This is a genomic window from Vibrio sp. GLN_1 (genome assembly GCF_043106015.1).
In the GTDB taxonomy this organism is placed as follows: Bacteria; Pseudomonadota; Gammaproteobacteria; order Enterobacterales; family Vibrionaceae; genus Vibrio; species Vibrio parahaemolyticus.
In genome coordinates this window covers 438,463-454,108 of record NZ_JBICMD010000014.1, presented here as the reverse complement: position 1 = coordinate 454,108, position 15,646 = coordinate 438,463, and the positions used below count along the sequence as shown (strand labels likewise).

Sequence of the window (15,646 nt, the reverse complement as noted above, 5' to 3'; positions counted from 1 at the left end):
ATTATTGAGAGATTATAGCTTGTCAGTTAGCTCGATTGCTTGACCGATATAGTTCGCTGGCGTCATCTCTTTTAGACGTGCTTTTTCGTGTTCAGGAAGCTCAAGGCCGTCAATGAAGTTACGCATTGCTTCACCGTCTACGCGCTTGCCGCGAGTTAGCTCTTTCAACTTCTCGTATGGCTTCTCGATACCGTAGCGACGCATGACTGTCTGTACTGGCTCTGCTAGAACTTCCCAGTTTTTGTCTAGTTCAGCAAGAAGCGCGTCACGGTTCACTTCCAGTTTGCTGATGCCTTTTAGCGTAGAAGTGTAGGCGATGATTGCGTAGCCAACACCAACACCTAGGTTACGTAGAACCGTTGAGTCAGTTAGGTCACGTTGCCAACGAGAGATAGGCAGTTTCTGTGCTAGGTGACCGAACACGGCGTTCGCAAGACCTAGGTTACCTTCAGAGTTTTCAAAGTCGATTGGGTTAACTTTGTGTGGCATTGTCGAAGAACCGATCTCGCCAGCAATGGTTTTTTGCTTGAAGTGGCCTAGTGCAATGTAACCCCAAACGTCACGGTCGAAATCGATCAGAATAGTGTTGAAACGTGCCACAGCATCGAACAGCTCAGCGATGTAATCGTGTGGTTCGATTTGTGTTGTGTAAGGGTTCCAAGTTACGCCTAGAGATTCAGTGATGAACTCTTCAGAGAACTTGTGCCAATCTAGTTCCGGGTAAGCAGATAGGTGCGCGTTGTAGTTACCTACCGCGCCGTTGATTTTCGCTAGGATTTCAACGTTTTCGATTTGCTTGTATTGACGCTCCATGCGGTACGCCACGTTTGCCATTTCTTTACCCATTGTTGATGGAGAAGCTGGCTGACCGTGTGTACGAGATAGAAGAGGGATGTCGCGGTACTCAACAGCAAGTGCTTTGATAGCGTCAATAAGGTTGCGGATTTCTGGAAGAATCACGGTTTCACGCGCTTCTTTTAGCATTAGAGCGTGTGAGGTGTTGTTGATGTCTTCAGAAGTACATGCAAAGTGGAAGAACTCGTTTACTGCGTGCAGTTCAGGAACGTCTGCGACTTTCTCTTTTAGGAAGTACTCAACCGCTTTTACGTCGTGGTTAGTTGTGCGCTCGATCTCTTTGATACGTAGTGCGTCTGCTTCAGAGAAGTTTGCAGCAAGGTCGTCTAGGAATTGGTTTGCTTCTGCGCTAAACGCTGGCACTTCTGCAATTTCAGCAGTAGCAGCAAGCTTTTGTAGCCAGCGGATTTCAACGATAGTACGGTATTTTAAAAGACCGTATTCACTGAAGATTTCGCGTAACGCAATTGTCTTGCTTCCGTAGCGGCCGTCTACTGGTGAAACAGCAGTCAATGCTGACAGTTCCATGATGTTCTCCTGAATTGGGTTTCTAAATTTCGTGAGCTTTATACCAATAACTGTGGCAATTGTCACGAATATTGCGCAAACGTTTGCGCGAGATTTGTTTTAGTCAAAAAAATTAGCTCGCGATGAACGCGAGCTATGGAATTACATTCTGGCTAACAGGATTTGAGCCTGTTCAACCATCTTCTTGCGTCCGAAGATTAAGTGGCGACGTTTGCCACCCACTTGACGCCAGAGTACTGCGCTACGGATGCCTGATAACAACAAAGCGCGAACTTTGTGTTGGTTGGCGGTTTGCTGCAATACCGATGGGGTGCCAGTTACTTGAATACGAGGGCCGATTGGGCTAACTACATCAAGATAAATGCTTGCTAGGTTGCTGATCATTTGATCTTCTAGCAATTCAAAGTGTTCTGTTTGGCGTTTCGCCATTTGGATGCGATCACCAAGCTGAGACATGGCATCAGTGCGTGCGGTTAGTTTACGCTCTAATGCCATTAGGCTAATGATGTATCGGGTGATTTCACTGCCAGATGGGGTGCTATCAATCCCTTTCACCAAACACTCAAGGCCAAGTTTTAGGTCGGCTTCGCGACCGAATACGCCAATAGTATTGGCTGGGTTTGTGTTCAAAATGGCGTTCATGGATGTTTCAAAAGCATCTTGATCACAATGTCCGTTTCTCGCAACTTGTTGAACCAAAGCAACAGCTTGGCAAATACCAGCGAAAGCGATAGTACGGTCATAAAGTGTATTCGCCACGTAACAACTCCTAAGCTTGAGAATATTTAATGCGTTGCTCGATGATACCACCACCTAAGCAAACGTCATCTTTGTAGAACACGGCGGATTGACCTGGAGTCACGGCAATTTGTGGCTCATCAAAGATCACTTTAATGTTCTCGTCGTCGATAGGAATGATTGTACAAGGAATATCTTGCTGACGGTAACGAGTTTTCACTGTGCACTTCATAACATCGCGAATTGGTTCACGATCTACCCAGTGAAGTTGTGATGCAAGTAGACCTTCTGATTTTAGCATCGGGTGGTCTTTACCTTGAACGGCGATAAGCACGTTGCGGTCGAGATCTTTCTCACCTACGAACCATGGGTCTTCGTTACCGCCGCCGCCTTTACGACCACCGATATGAAGGCCTTTACGTTGGCCTAGTGTGTGGTACATCAAGCCTTGGTGCTGACCGATAACTTCGCCTTCTGGCGTTTCGATGTTGCCTGGTTGAGCAGGAAGGTAACGGCCTAGGAACTCAGTAAATTTACGTTCACCGATGAAACAGATGCCTGTTGAATCTTTCTTCTTCGCTGTGATTAGACCTTGTTCTTCCGCGATACGGCGAACTTCTGGTTTTTCCAAATCACCCACAGGGAATAGGCTACGAGCAACTTGTTCGTGGCTTAGTGTGTACAAGAAGTAGCTTTGGTCTTTGTTGCTATCTAGGCCACGCAGCATTTGTGGCTTTTCGCCGTTTTCAGGGAAAGAACGACGCACATAATGACCCATGGCAATGTAGTCTGCCTCAAGCACTTCATCAGCGAATTCAAGGAATGCTTTGAACTTGATTTCTTTGTTACAAAGGATGTCTGGGTTTGGAGTACGGCCTGCTTTGTATTCTGCAAGGAAGTATTCGAATACGTTATCCCAGTATTCTGCTGCAAAGTTGATGGTGTGAAGGTGGATGCCTAGCTTGTCACATACTGCTTGAGCATCGGCTAAATCTTCTGCTGCTGTGCAATATTCTTCGTTGTCATCTTCTTCCCAGTTCTTCATGAACAGGCCTTCTACTTGGTAGCCTTGTTGCTTTAGAAGATACGCAGAAACAGATGAATCAACGCCGCCGGACATACCGACGATGACTTTCTTTTGGCTGTTATCAGACATTACTAAACACCACTAAAATAAACGGGACGCAGATTCTAACAGAATCCACAGACCGGTGACAGATCCGAGATCGAAATCACAATTCGTTTTTGCTGCCTTTTTCCGCAACAGCATCACTAAATAGTAATTTCATAAGTATAGAAAGGATATATATGGCATAGTTGGCAAAAATCCAAGAGGACAATATAAATGAGTGACGAAAACCAATTTATGCAAGAAGCTGAGTTGATTGAAATTGTTGAGAATCAGCTTGAAGATGGGAACCCTATCAAAGTTAAAGAAACATTGATGCGTTTGATGATGACTGGTACACCAAGAGAAGAAGCGGTAGCTATGATGGCATGTGCTATGTCGATTGAAATCTTTGATGTAATGAAAAACGAAGGGGAGTTCAATTTAAAGCGTTACACTGAACACCTAAATCAGCTGCCTGATTTGAGCTTCATGGAAGGCGAATAAGTAACCCGGAAGAAAAAAGCACCCAGCAAACGTTTGCTATAATTGCTTTTATTGCCGCTTTATTATTAGCGGTATAGAATCCGTTCTCCTTTTCATCCCCTTACTCAGACTAACAATATGAAATTTCCTGGACAACGCAAATCGAAGCACTATTTTCCTGTTCATGCTCGTGATCCTTTGGTGAGCCAAGCACAAGAAAGCAAGAAGATGACGCGCACTCACATCATCGGTATTGACCAAACTTTGGTGGATATCGAGGCAAAAGTAACGTCAGATGTGATTGAAAAGTACGGTTTGAGTAAAGGTCACTCGCTGGTTATTGATGATGTAAAAGCAGAAGAGCTATACCAGCAACTAAAAGAAGAGAATCTGATCACTAACGAATACGCTGGTGGTACGATTGGCAATACACTTCATAACTACTCGGTTCTTGCAGACGATCGTTCTACGCTGCTTGGTGTGATGAGCCAGGATATCAAAATCGGCAGCTACGGCTATCGTTACCTTTGTAATACATCGAGCCGCATGGATCTGAATTACCTGCAAGGTGTTGATGGTGCTATCGGTCGTTGTTTTGCTTTGATCACTGAAGACGGTGAACGTACTTTTGCGATCAGCGAAGGTCAAATGAACCAGCTTCATCCAGACAGCATTCCTGAGAAAATTTTCAAAAATGCTTCTGCACTAGTACTGACATCTTACTTAGTTCGTTGTAAAGAAGGCGATCCAATGCCTGAAGCAACAATGAAAGCCATTGAGTTTGCGAAGAAGAACGACGTTCCTGTTGTATTAACGCTAGGTACTAAGTTTGTTATTCAAGACGATCCTAAATACTGGCAAGACTTTATTCGTGAACACGTTTCTGTTGTCGCAATGAACGAAGACGAAGCAGAAGCGCTAACAGGCGAAACTGATCCGCTAGCCGCTTCTGATAAGACGCTAGAGTGGGCTGATATGGTGTTATGTACCGCAGGTCCTGTTGGTCTGTTTATGGCGGGTTACACTGAAGACAGTGCGAAGCGTGAAACCACGTTGCCATTACTTCCTGGCTCGATTGCTGAATTTAATCGTTACGAGTTCAGCCGTCCGGCTAAAAAAGATGCTTGTCAGAATCCAATTCGAGTTTATTCGCATATTTCTCCTTACATGGGTGGTCCAGAGAAAATTAAGAACACAAACGGTGCGGGTGATGCTGCGTTGTCTGCTGTTCTTCATGACATGGCGGCGAATAAATACCATAAAGAAAATGTGCCTAACTCTAGCAAGCACAGCAATGAGTATTTAACTTACTCATCTTTTTCTCAGGTTTGTAAATATGCGAACCGTGCGAGCTACGAAGTTCTCGTGCAACATTCTCCTCGTCTGTCTCGTGGCTTACCAGAGCGAGAAGACAGTTTGGAAGAAGCATACTGGGAACGTTAATTCATATCGAATTAACCACTTTATAACTAATGTTAAAATGGCGTGTTTGAAAAAATACGCCATTTTTTATTTGCGCAAGACAAATAAAAAAGGCTCCCAACGGGAGCCTTTTTAAACAAGAACGATTAGATTAGGAAATCGTCTAGTGATTTACCTGCGTCAAGTTGCTCTTGAATTGCAGAAGGTGTACGACCTTGGCCTGTCCAAGTTTTTTCTTGGCCATTTGTGTCGATGTACTTGTACTTAGCTGGGCGAGGAGCGCGCTTAGATTTTGCTTTAGTCTTAGTTTCGCCAGATAGTGCGCTAATTAGTGCTTCAACGTCGATACCGTCTTGAGCAATTTTTTCTGCAATCTCTGCTAGCTTAGCTTCTTGTTGTGCTAGTGCTTCACGCTCTGCTTCTTCAGCTTCACGACGCTCTTCAACAACAGTAGTTAGTTTATCTAGAGCTTCTTCCAATTGTTCTAGAGTCAGCTCACGAGAAAATGCACGAAGGCTACGGATATTTAGAAGTGTTTTAGTCAGCTCTGACATAACGATTCCTATTAATAGGTTAACGTGTTTGGCATTTTTAATCGTTACGATTAAATAATACCAATCTACAAATAAAGATAAGTCCTTATATTTAACTTTATCTTTTCCTTATGTGCAAATGCTAAATCATGATTTTGTTTAAATTGAGCTATTTTTTGACTGAAAACTAATATTAATTAACTCGAAATAAATCTTAATAGATAGTGAATTCAAGTTTTACGTGATTATTCTAATCAAGCGAGTTATTGAATGGTGTTTTTTATAAAAGGCACGCTTTGTATTTGCGCAACAGAAAACGAAAGCTGTAATGTGTACGGTATTTGTTATTCATATTTCTTTAAATTATCGATATTAGATAATCCATGATATTTTTATGGTAGTAATAAAGTTTCATAAACAACCAAATTAACGTGATTTCAGTTGCACAATACTCAATTCGTTTGTTCGACGTTTATAAATTGGGTTGGCGATTATTTATTAGTTTAATTTAGTTTGATGTGTTGCATTGGTTCTCATCATAAGTACAATGGCTGCTACCTGATGCAATATTGCAGATAATTTGTTGTTAATTTGTACAATTAACGGTTAATTGTTTGTTGTTGCCGTAGAGGCGCAGTCTCGAAGAGTAGCTATTATTGGGGTGATGCCAATGAATAATAGTGGAAGGCGAAGATTGCCGAAGTAAGTCGTATATCAAAACGCCTTGCTGGGGTTGTATCTGAAAGGAACAACACTGCCATAGTATATTTACATTAAACTATGGAGCGCTACTGTAGGGTTGGGTGGAGTGTTCGCTTCCCTGTCGCTAAGTTCAACATGAGCACGTTTCTTATAAAGAAGGCGTGACTTGTCTGCAGTAGATCTCTAGCCAAACTTTGGTTTTTGAAGATCATGAATTTAATAGATTTTTCTCATTCTCCTGTTTCATTATTGCCTCCTATTGTTGCTCTGACATTGGCGATTCTGACTCGACGTGTATTAGTTTCTCTTGGTGTAGGTATCGCGCTTGGTGCGGTTCTACTTAACAGCTGGTCAATTGGTGGTACTGCAAGCTATGTAGGTACTCAAGTGTCTTCTGTCTTCATTGAAGATGGTGGAATTAACACTTGGAACATGAGCATTGTTGGTTTCCTAATTCTATTAGGCATGACAACGGCTCTATTGACACTTTCTGGCGGTACTCGCGCATTCGCTGAATGGGCACAGTCTCGTGTGAAAAGTAAACGCGGCTCTAAACTTCTTGCAGCCTTTTTAGGCGTATTCATTTTTGTCGACGATTACTTTAATAGTCTTGCTGTAGGTGCGATTTCACGCCCAGTAACGGATCGCTTCTATGTATCTCGTGCGAAACTGGCTTACATCCTAGATTCAACCGCTGCACCTATGTGTGTCATCATGCCAGCTTCTAGTTGGGGTGCTTACATCATTACTATCATCGGCGGTATTTTAGTATCACATGGTATTACTGAGTATTCAGCGCTTGGGGCGTATGTGCGTCTTATACCAATGAACTTCTACGCTGTATTTGCGCTGTTAATGGTGTTTGCAGTAGCGTGGTTTGGTCTAGATATCGGTAAGATGCGCGAGCATGAAATTGCAGCGTCTCAAGGTCGTGGTTTTGACAAAGACAAAGAGAACGACACTCAAGAAGCGCATGAGCTTAACGAAGAGTTGGACATTCGTGAGAGTGAAAAAGGTAAAGTCTCTGACTTAATCCTACCGATTGTTACGCTTATCATCGCGACAATTGCTTCGATGATGTACACCGGTGGTCAAGCGTTGGCTGCTGACGGTAAAGAGTTTGCATTGTTAGGTGCATTCGAGAATACCGATGTGGGTACGTCTCTGATTTACGGTAGCTTGCTTGGTTTGGCCGTTGCTCTGTTTACTGTTCTAAAACAAGGACTACCACTGACTGAGATTACTCGCACACTGTGGATTGGTGCTAAATCGATGTTTGGTGCGATTCTTATCCTTGTGTTTGCGTGGACAATCGGCTCTGTTATCGGTGACATGAAGACGGGTTCGTACCTATCGACTATGGCTCAAGGTAACATTAATCCGCATTGGTTACCTGTAATCCTGTTCTTGTTGTCGGGTCTAATGGCGTTCTCAACCGGTACTTCATGGGGTACATTCGGTATCATGTTACCAATCGCTGGTGATATGGCGGGTGCAACTGACATCGCACTAATGCTTCCTATGCTAAGTGCAGTTTTGGCCGGTGCAGTATTCGGTGACCACTGTTCACCAATTTCGGACACGACTATTTTGTCTTCGACAGGTGCGCGTTGTAATCACATCGACCACGTATCGACTCAGTTGCCTTATGCGCTGTCTGTTGCGTTGGTTTCTTGTGTCGGCTTTATTGCACTTGGTATGACAACGTCAATCGCGTTCTCTTTCATTGCAGCATCGATTACATTTGTTATCGTCTGTGCTGTTCTATCATGGTTGTCGAAATCGAAAATAGCATCATGTCAGAGTGCTTAATGGCAATATGATTTGTTGAAAAGAGGAAGCTCCGCTAGTAACTAGCGGAGCTTTTTTTTAACGCGATTTAGGTGAGGGGGGCAATCGCGTTTTTGGGGATAACCTTTAAGATTCTGGCTGTGTGAAGTCAGGTGTTGGACAGTCTTCATACGACGATGGCAGAATTGGAACATCATCGTTGTTATTCAAACCATCCAAAACCGTCTTGATCTGATCAATTTGATTGATGTCTGAACCTTCCCAAGCACTGACCGCGTTACTAATGATATCTCCAATAGACATCCACTGATCGCCAAACCAAATAACGGTAGTTTGGGTTAAACCTTCAGAGGTTGGACGATGTCGAGTGTTAAAGATAAATGCGAGTAGTTGCTGAGCTAGCTGCTCTTTATGCTCGTTAAGGTCCGCGTTGCCATTGCTATCGACCAAGAATTGTGACACTTCGGATTGCCAAGTCCCGGCCATCCAAGTAGCAGAATCGCCGCTAAATGCTGCTTCAACTGGCTCTCCACCAGTAAATTTACCGTCAAATGGCTCGTCACCAGCTCCAAAGTAGCTACTTGGAGAGGCGTAAGGGGCTAATCCATTCACATATACTCTGTCGGCTTCAGTTAGTTCACTTAAGCCATTTTTGTTGTGCCAGTAACCTTTGGTGTCAAAGTCTGCAGTGATTTCACAAATGTTATTGAAGTGCACTTCATTACCATCAAGTGAGTCACTGCGGTTGTGTACTTCACCGATAATGAGAGGGACGCCATTTTCCATTTTCATGACAGATTTTACGTCGAACGAAATGGTGTGATCACTGGTATTGTTCCATGCAGCAGAAAGGCTTTCGCTCACTTCATAAGGCGCGGGATCTTCACCGCGAACATTTGGAACGAGAACGAAGAATGTGGCACAGCCATCCTCTCCTGTCATCCGCTGTACGTAACCATTGGCATCAACTTCCGCTAAATTCTCGCCTTCTGGAAGAACACCGGCATCAAGAAGAAGTTGTTCTATCACTAAGAATTCACCATTTTCTGGATACTCAGGGTTGAATGGTTTAGGAACGGGTACACTGTCAGGTATGTAAAGGTTGACCGGCCAATTCGGAATCAAGCTTTCGCCTTCATCATGAATACCGTTACCGTTCATATCGAACGACTTACACACTTTAAGATTGGCAATACCGATAGAACCAAAACGGATGGTTAACACGGGATCATCATCATAGGTTGGTTGAGCCCAAGCACTAGGCATGAAACCAACGTCATTCTCCTCATTACCGCTGGCTTCATCTGTGTCCTCACCAGCAGAACGTTTGATGGTTTCGTCGAAGTTGGTTTGACATGCTAGAGCGTTTGCAAAGCCTATATGCAGATCGCCATCTTCGAATGTCGGTGCAAAGTCTCTTAAATCTGCGAAGGTTGTGAAGTGAGTGAATGGGGTGTTCATTGCGGTAAAGCCAACTTTTTTCGCCCACCACATGAATTGGTCTAAGCTCCATTGATGGTCTTCAACCCCAAAAACACTAAACGTGATTGGCTCGTCAGGAGAATCATTGGAAAGTTTAGTATTACGCATACCGCCCATCTCCATCGCTAAGTCACGAATACCAAACTCCCAATTAGGAATAACTTCATCGATGATAGGATCATATTGACAGTTCAGGTTTCTGTCGTGGAACGCACGAAAAGCAATATCAAAGTTTGGCGGTTCTGGCTCTGCAGTCTTCGCTTTGAAGTTATCTGTTTTCGAGAATCGAGGGATAAATCCAAAGAACCCGGCACAGTTTTCACCAGTTTCTTCGCCATACAGGTCAGTACCTTCACAAGCGGCTTCTACGCTCGCTGCTGTGGATACCCAAGCTTTGTAAACCCCACCGGAGTTAGGTGTGTTGGCAAATGGAAATAGCTGTATGGTTTCTCCATCAGGCAGAGAAGTTGGGTCGACATCTAAATACTCACTTCCCAATTGATGTCGACATTCTATGTCTATCGATTGGGTGACCATTTTGCCGCGAACTTTAACTTCTTGAGTGATGGTGACGACGTCATTCATATATGTCACACCACCTTCACCGTCGAAATAGAAAAGACGACAGGCTAATGGTTCTGCGTAAAACTCTTCGGCGTTTCTAGCGTTCTTGCCTTTGATTTTTACATCTTGATAGCAGGTACCACCGTTGGTGTCTGCGCTATCTAAAGTACTTGATAACAAACATTTACCTGATGGATCGGTAACTTGAAAATAATACAAACCAGCAGGCAGTGCTGCGGCTGTCCTTGGTGCGTTAGGCCCAGGGCCTCCATCTAAAAATACTTCTTGTTTAGACTCGTAGCGGACATTTTCATTGACGATATCACCAGCAGGTGTCGTCGTGAATATTGCGCCATCTAATCTAGCGAAAGCTGGTACAGCAAACATGATAGCTAACGAAGATATCGCAAGAGTTGTTGTCCTTAATTTGGATAAAAACCTGTTGATATTCATTTTTTGCTCCTGTGTCATCATGAGTGACGACATAGGATACAAAGGCAAAGAGTATGCCTATTTTAACTTATTGATTTATAAGAGCCTTACATGACGTGTTTTATATGAAAAAGCTAAGTAAATGATATGCCGTGATTTCGTTGTTACACTGTGTTGCGTTACACATGTACACATTGTCAGATGTTGATATTGTACTTCTTAATCAGCCGATAAAGTGTTGTTCTAGAAATACCTAGATGGCGTGCGGCTGCGCTCATATTGTGTTTATTTTCTTCGATGGCCTGTAACAAATAGTCGAGGTCAATTTGATCAACAGAAGGGAGTAATTGCCTTTCACTGTTCTCAAGCCCTAAATCAGCAACGAGTAGGGTATTGTCTTCACACATGACAATTGCTCGCTGAATCACATTACGCAGCTCACGTACATTTCCAGGCCAACGATGTTTAAGCAGTTTTGCTTTCACTTCTTCGGACATGTTGTGTACTTGACCATGAGATAAATCGGTTAAAAAGTGCTCAGACAGCATCAAAATGTCTTTGCCTCTTTTTCGAAGTGGAGGAATGGTCAGCGGTAATATATTGAGTCGATAAAATAGATCCTCCCTAAATTCTCCTTGTACGACTTCGCTTTTTAAATCCACGTGGCTGGCGGCAATCACACGACAATCAACATCGATAAATTTATCCGCACCTACTTTGTGTATTTGTTTGCTTTCTAAAAAGTGAAGGAGATGTATTTGAAGATCCGAAGGCATATCTCCAATCTCATCGAGAAATAAAGTACCTTTGTGTGCTTTTTGAATAAAACCAATCCGGTCAGAAATGGCACCTGTAAATGCACCTTTTTCGTGGCCAAAAAGTTCGGAAGCAATCAAGCCACTTGGAATCGCACCGCAGTTAACCTCTACAAAGGGTGATGAGCGTCGACTAGATAACTGATGGATCAGTCGAGCACATAACCCTTTACCCACACCAGTTTCACCTTGTATGAGTACTTCCGCGTCACATTGCGCGTACTTTTTAATGGCATTTCGAAGCTCGTGGATACAAGCGCTATTCCCAATCAGAGGATATAGCTCCGCCTCGCTGAATTGCACCGTTGGTTTGGTACTACCTTTTCGCAGTTTCATCATTAATCACTATTTTTGCCCCACTGAAATAATAGTTTTGAATTAGCTGTCTCAATCGTGAGTGAATGTCTCTTTATTGAGAAGTTTGTTAATTACTGTGGGTGGTAAAGTCTAAATGTTTGTTTCGGGGAAAATTTATACTAGGGACTTTTTTTGCTAGGAAAATCGTTGTATAGCAACTTCATTTCTTGCACTCTATCGCAATGAAACTAAAAATAAACACTTAAAAAACATAGACTTGAAAAAATAGTTAAGAAAAGTTCAATTTCGGTATTGAAAAATTAAGAATCCTTGGTTAGTGTGGTTACTAACGAAGCAACTAACTAAAGTCTTAAATAAGTATGCGTAATTTTGTAATGAACATTCATCACCATCATCACCCAGCCTAGTCTTTCGGGAGATGTACGCATACCCGGGAGGCAGGAAACTCCCGGAGGTGAAAATCAAAGTAAGAACAGATTTTAAACCCTCGGGAGACGCCAATCTCTCGAGGGTTTTTTAGTTTTACTGGTTTAAAAATTACTTAGATATCAAAATCTTGCACAGGGATAAAGCAATGCAAACACAACGCTTAAGAATCGCAATTCAGAAAAAAGGTCGTCTTAGCAAAGAGAGCCAAGCTCTACTAAAGCAATGCGGCGTGAAATTTAACGTAATGGGTGAGCGTCTTGTTGTTCACTCAGAGAACATGCCAATTGACTTGCTTTTGGTTCGTGACGACGACATCCCTGGCTTGATCATGGATGGCGTGGTTGACCTTGGTTTCATCGGAGAAAACGAACTAGAAGAAGTTCGTCTTGATCGCAAAGCTTTGGGTGAGCCATGTGAGTTTGTTCAACTTCGTCGACTGGATTTTGGTGGCTGCCGTTTGTCCATTGCCATCGATAAAGATGAAGAATACAACGGTCCACAAGATCTCGCAGGCAAACGCATCGCAACGACTTACCCTCAACTTCTTAAAGCGTACATGGATGAAGCCGGCGTGCCATTCTCAACTTGTATGCTCACTGGTTCTGTGGAAGTTGCGCCACGAGCGGGCTTAGCGGATGCGATTGCAGATTTGGTTTCTACAGGTGCAACATTAGAAGCAAACGGCCTGAAAGAAGCCGAAGTCATCTTCAGATCCAAAGCGACGCTTATCCAACGCATTGGTGAGTTCGACGCAGACAAAGCAGAGTTGATCAATAAGTTGCTAACTCGTATGCAAGGCGTTCAACAGGCAAAAGAATCAAAATACATCATGCTGCACGCACCAGCTGGAAAGTTGGAGCAAATTAAAGCATTACTGCCGGGCGCAGAAGATCCAACCGTTTTACCACTATCAGCAGACAAACAGAAAGTTGCCGTTCATTTGGTGAGTACAGAGAATTTGTTCTGGGAAACCATGGAACAGCTAAAAGAACTGGGTGCGAGCTCAATTCTAGTGCTACCAATTGAAAAAATGATGGAGTAACGGCAATGAGAACTGTTGTATGGCAATCACTGAGTGAAGAGCAACAAGATGCAATTTTAGAGCGTCCTGCCATTGCGGAAGGCGCGAATATTACCGCTGCAGTTGCGGATGTGATCGCAAAGGTGCGTACTCAAGGTGACGCAGCGCTATTAGAACTTACAGAGAAGTTTGACCGTGTAAAACCGGAATCAATCCGAGTTCCATCCAAAGAAATTGATGCGGCTTCAGAGCGTCTTTCTGCGGAAATGAAACAAGCACTAGAGCAGGCTTACAGCAACATTGCTAAATTTCATAAAGCACAAAAGCCACAACCAATTAAAGTGGAGACACAACCTGGTGTGATGTGTGAGCAAGTGACACGTCCCATTCAAAAAGTAGGGTTGTATATTCCTGGTGGTAGCGCGCCATTGCCATCGACAGTATTGATGCTGGGCGTGCCTGCAAAAATCGCTGGTTGTCGTAAAGTGGTGCTTTGTTCTCCTCCACCGATTGCAGATGAAATTTTGTACGTTGCCAAGTTGTGCGGCATTGATGAAGTTTACAATGTCGGTGGTGGACAGGCGGTCGCTGCTATGGCTTACGGTACGAAAAGCGTCTCCAAAGTGGATAAAATTTTTGGCCCGGGTAACGCCTATGTGACGGAAGCAAAACGTCAAGTAAGCAATGACTTCCGTGGTGCTGCGATTGACATGCCGGCTGGCCCTTCTGAAGTTCTTGTGATTGCAGACGAAACCGCAGATCCAGATTTCATCGCAGCAGACTTGTTAAGCCAAGCTGAGCACGGCCCTGATTCACAGGTAGTTCTTGTGACACCATCACCAATTGTCGCGGATCAAGTAACGGATGCCGTTCAGCGTCAACTAAAAGCCTTGTCTCGAGCAGACATCGCGCAGAAGGCGTTGGCTTCGAGTCTGATTATTATTTCTGAGTCAATCACACAAGCGGTTTCTATCTCTAACTACTACGGCCCTGAGCACTTAATTGTGCAAACGAAGAACCCGCGTGAGCTACTTCCACTACTAGATAATGCGGGCTCTATCTTTCTTGGCGATTGGTCTCCTGAATCTGCAGGTGATTATGCGTCGGGAACTAACCACGTGCTTCCAACTTACGGGTATACTCGTACTTACTCAAGCCTTGGCCTTGCCGACTTTTCTAAACGAATGACCGTGCAAGAGTTATCGGCTGAAGGTTTACAGAATCTCGCTCCGACTGTGGTTACGATGGCGGAGGCGGAAGGTCTCGACGCTCACAAACGTGCAGTCACCATCCGAGTAGAAAAGCTGACCAAAAATAGATAATAAGAGAGTAAAGAGATGGAAAAGCTAGCACGCAAACAAGTTCAAGAATTAACCCCGTATTTATCTGCTCGCCGAATTGGCGGCACGGGTGACGTTTGGCTCAACGCCAATGAATCTCCATTTAATAATGAGTACAAAACGGATTTTGCTCGCCTAAACCGCTACAGCGAATGCCAGCCAAAAGCGCTTATTTCTGCTTACGCTGCCTACGCGGGTGTAAAGCCAGAACAGACGCTTACTTCTCGTGGCGCTGACGAAGGTATCGAGCTGTTAGTTCGCGCTTTCTGTGAGCCAGGACAAGACGCGATTTTGTACTGCCCTCCGACTTACGGTATGTACGCAATCAGTGCTGAAACCATTGGTGTTGAACGTAAGACTGTACCGCTAACATCGGATTGGCAGCTTGACCTTGCTGGCATCGAATCCAATCTCGATAACGTCAAGCTGGTTTTTGTTTGTTCGCCAAACAACCCAACCGGTAACCTCGTTAAGCGTGAAGATATTGTCTCTCTGCTTGAGATGACAAAAGACCGAGCAATCGTGGTCATGGACGAAGCGTACATCGATTTTTGCCCTGAGGCGTCAACGGTGGATTTGTTAGCTCAGTATCCAAATCTTGCGATTCTACGTACGTTATCAAAAGCGTTTGCGCTTGCAGGCTTACGTTGTGGTTTCACGCTTGCAAACGAGGAGCTAATCAACGTCCTACTTAAAGTCATCGCGCCGTACCCAGTACCAGTGCCTGTTGCTGAAATTGCGGTTCAAGCCTTGTCAGAAGCAGGTTTGGCTCGAGCGAAATTCCAAGTCCTCGACCTTAATGCAAACCGCGCTTATCTGCAGGTTGGTTTGTCGATGATTCCAGGATTGCAAGTGTTCGAAGGGTGGGGCAATTATCTATTGGTTAAATTCCCAGATGGTGATGCGCTGTTTAAAGCGGCGTGGGATACCGGAATCATTCTACGTAACTCACCAATTGAAAACTGCGTGCGTATCAGCGTTGGTAACCGCGACGAGTGTGAAAAGACACTGGGTTTCATTAGAAACTACTATTCATAAATAGAATTCTCAACGTTCTCGGTTTATGCCGAGAACGAAACAAG

At 43.9% G+C, this 15,646-nt stretch carries 12 protein-coding genes, 1 riboswitch and 1 other annotated feature; of the genes, 6 read left to right on the top strand and 6 right to left on the bottom strand.

The features are described from left to right. Positions 1-12 precede the first annotated feature (12 nt). From purB to mnmA, 3 genes are all read right to left on the bottom strand, one after another. Positions 13-1,383: an adenylosuccinate lyase gene (gene purB / locus ACF8OV_RS06950; protein WP_005460028.1), complete on the bottom strand. Its 1,371-nt coding sequence runs from the start codon at positions 1,381-1,383 to the stop codon at positions 13-15. Between the two features lie 141 nt (positions 1,384-1,524). After that, complete coding sequence (gene hflD, locus ACF8OV_RS06945) at positions 1,525-2,142, bottom strand: high frequency lysogenization protein HflD (protein WP_005459996.1); 618 nt, start codon at positions 2,140-2,142, stop codon at positions 1,525-1,527. Between the two features lie 10 nt (positions 2,143-2,152). After that, positions 2,153-3,277, bottom strand: a complete 1,125-nt coding sequence (gene mnmA / locus ACF8OV_RS06940) for a tRNA 2-thiouridine(34) synthase MnmA (RefSeq protein WP_005459992.1) — start codon at positions 3,275-3,277, stop codon at positions 2,153-2,155. Positions 3,278-3,466: 189 nt separating this feature from the next. On the opposite strand from mnmA, the gene ACF8OV_RS06935 reads away from it, so the two are divergent. Both ACF8OV_RS06935 and ACF8OV_RS06930 read left to right on the top strand, forming a co-directional pair. Then, positions 3,467-3,736 (top strand): hypothetical protein, encoded by a 270-nt coding sequence (locus ACF8OV_RS06935; protein ID WP_005459999.1) that lies wholly within the window; start codon positions 3,467-3,469, stop codon positions 3,734-3,736. Between the two features lie 117 nt (positions 3,737-3,853). Then, positions 3,854-5,158, top strand: coding sequence for an inosine/guanosine kinase (locus ACF8OV_RS06930; protein ID WP_005459989.1), 1,305 nt, complete (start codon positions 3,854-3,856; stop codon positions 5,156-5,158). Positions 5,159-5,283: 125 nt separating this feature from the next. Here the strand turns inward: ACF8OV_RS06930 and ACF8OV_RS06925 are convergent, their stop codons facing one another. Then, complete coding sequence (locus tag ACF8OV_RS06925; RefSeq protein ID WP_005460020.1) at positions 5,284-5,691, bottom strand: DNA-binding protein H-NS; 408 nt, start codon at positions 5,689-5,691, stop codon at positions 5,284-5,286. 597 nt (positions 5,692-6,288) lie between these two features. Beyond that, positions 6,289-6,469, top strand: a riboswitch (Lysine riboswitch). Positions 6,470-6,582: 113 nt separating this feature from the next. Here ACF8OV_RS06925 and tet(35) point away from each other — a divergent pair. Continuing rightward, positions 6,583-8,184 (top strand): tetracycline efflux Na+/H+ antiporter family transporter Tet(35), encoded by a 1,602-nt coding sequence (gene tet(35), locus ACF8OV_RS06920; protein WP_005495724.1) that lies wholly within the window; start codon positions 6,583-6,585, stop codon positions 8,182-8,184. A gap of 105 nt (positions 8,185-8,289) precedes the next feature. On the opposite strand, the gene ACF8OV_RS06915 is transcribed toward tet(35), so the two are convergent. Both ACF8OV_RS06915 and ACF8OV_RS06910 read right to left on the bottom strand, forming a co-directional pair. Then, positions 8,290-10,662, bottom strand: a complete 2,373-nt coding sequence (locus ACF8OV_RS06915; protein ID WP_203502824.1) for a hypothetical protein — start codon at positions 10,660-10,662, stop codon at positions 8,290-8,292. A 176-nt stretch (positions 10,663-10,838) separates the two neighbouring features. Beyond that, entirely contained in the window at positions 10,839-11,792 is a 954-nt protein-coding gene (locus ACF8OV_RS06910; protein ID WP_021449282.1) for a sigma-54-dependent Fis family transcriptional regulator, read from the bottom strand. Positions 11,793-12,156: 364 nt separating this feature from the next. Beyond that, positions 12,157-12,294 (top strand) — a sequence feature (His leader region). Positions 12,295-12,348: 54 nt separating this feature from the next. Here ACF8OV_RS06910 and hisG point away from each other — a divergent pair. Genes hisG through hisC form a run of 3 tightly spaced genes read left to right on the top strand, consistent with a single transcriptional unit; the run spans position 12,349 to position 15,602 of the window. Further along, the gene (gene hisG, locus ACF8OV_RS06905) at positions 12,349-13,245 is read left to right on the top strand and encodes an ATP phosphoribosyltransferase (protein ID WP_005480403.1); all 897 of its coding nucleotides are present in this window, start codon (positions 12,349-12,351) and stop codon (positions 13,243-13,245) included. Positions 13,246-13,250: 5 nt separating this feature from the next. Then, a complete protein-coding gene (gene hisD, locus ACF8OV_RS06900; protein WP_203502822.1) occupies positions 13,251-14,546 on the top strand; it encodes a histidinol dehydrogenase in 1,296 nt (431 codons plus the stop codon). 15 nt (positions 14,547-14,561) lie between these two features. Then, the gene (gene hisC, locus ACF8OV_RS06895; RefSeq protein WP_005480420.1) at positions 14,562-15,602 is read left to right on the top strand and encodes a histidinol-phosphate transaminase; all 1,041 of its coding nucleotides are present in this window, start codon (positions 14,562-14,564) and stop codon (positions 15,600-15,602) included. The last annotated feature ends 44 nt before the right edge of the window (positions 15,603-15,646 follow it).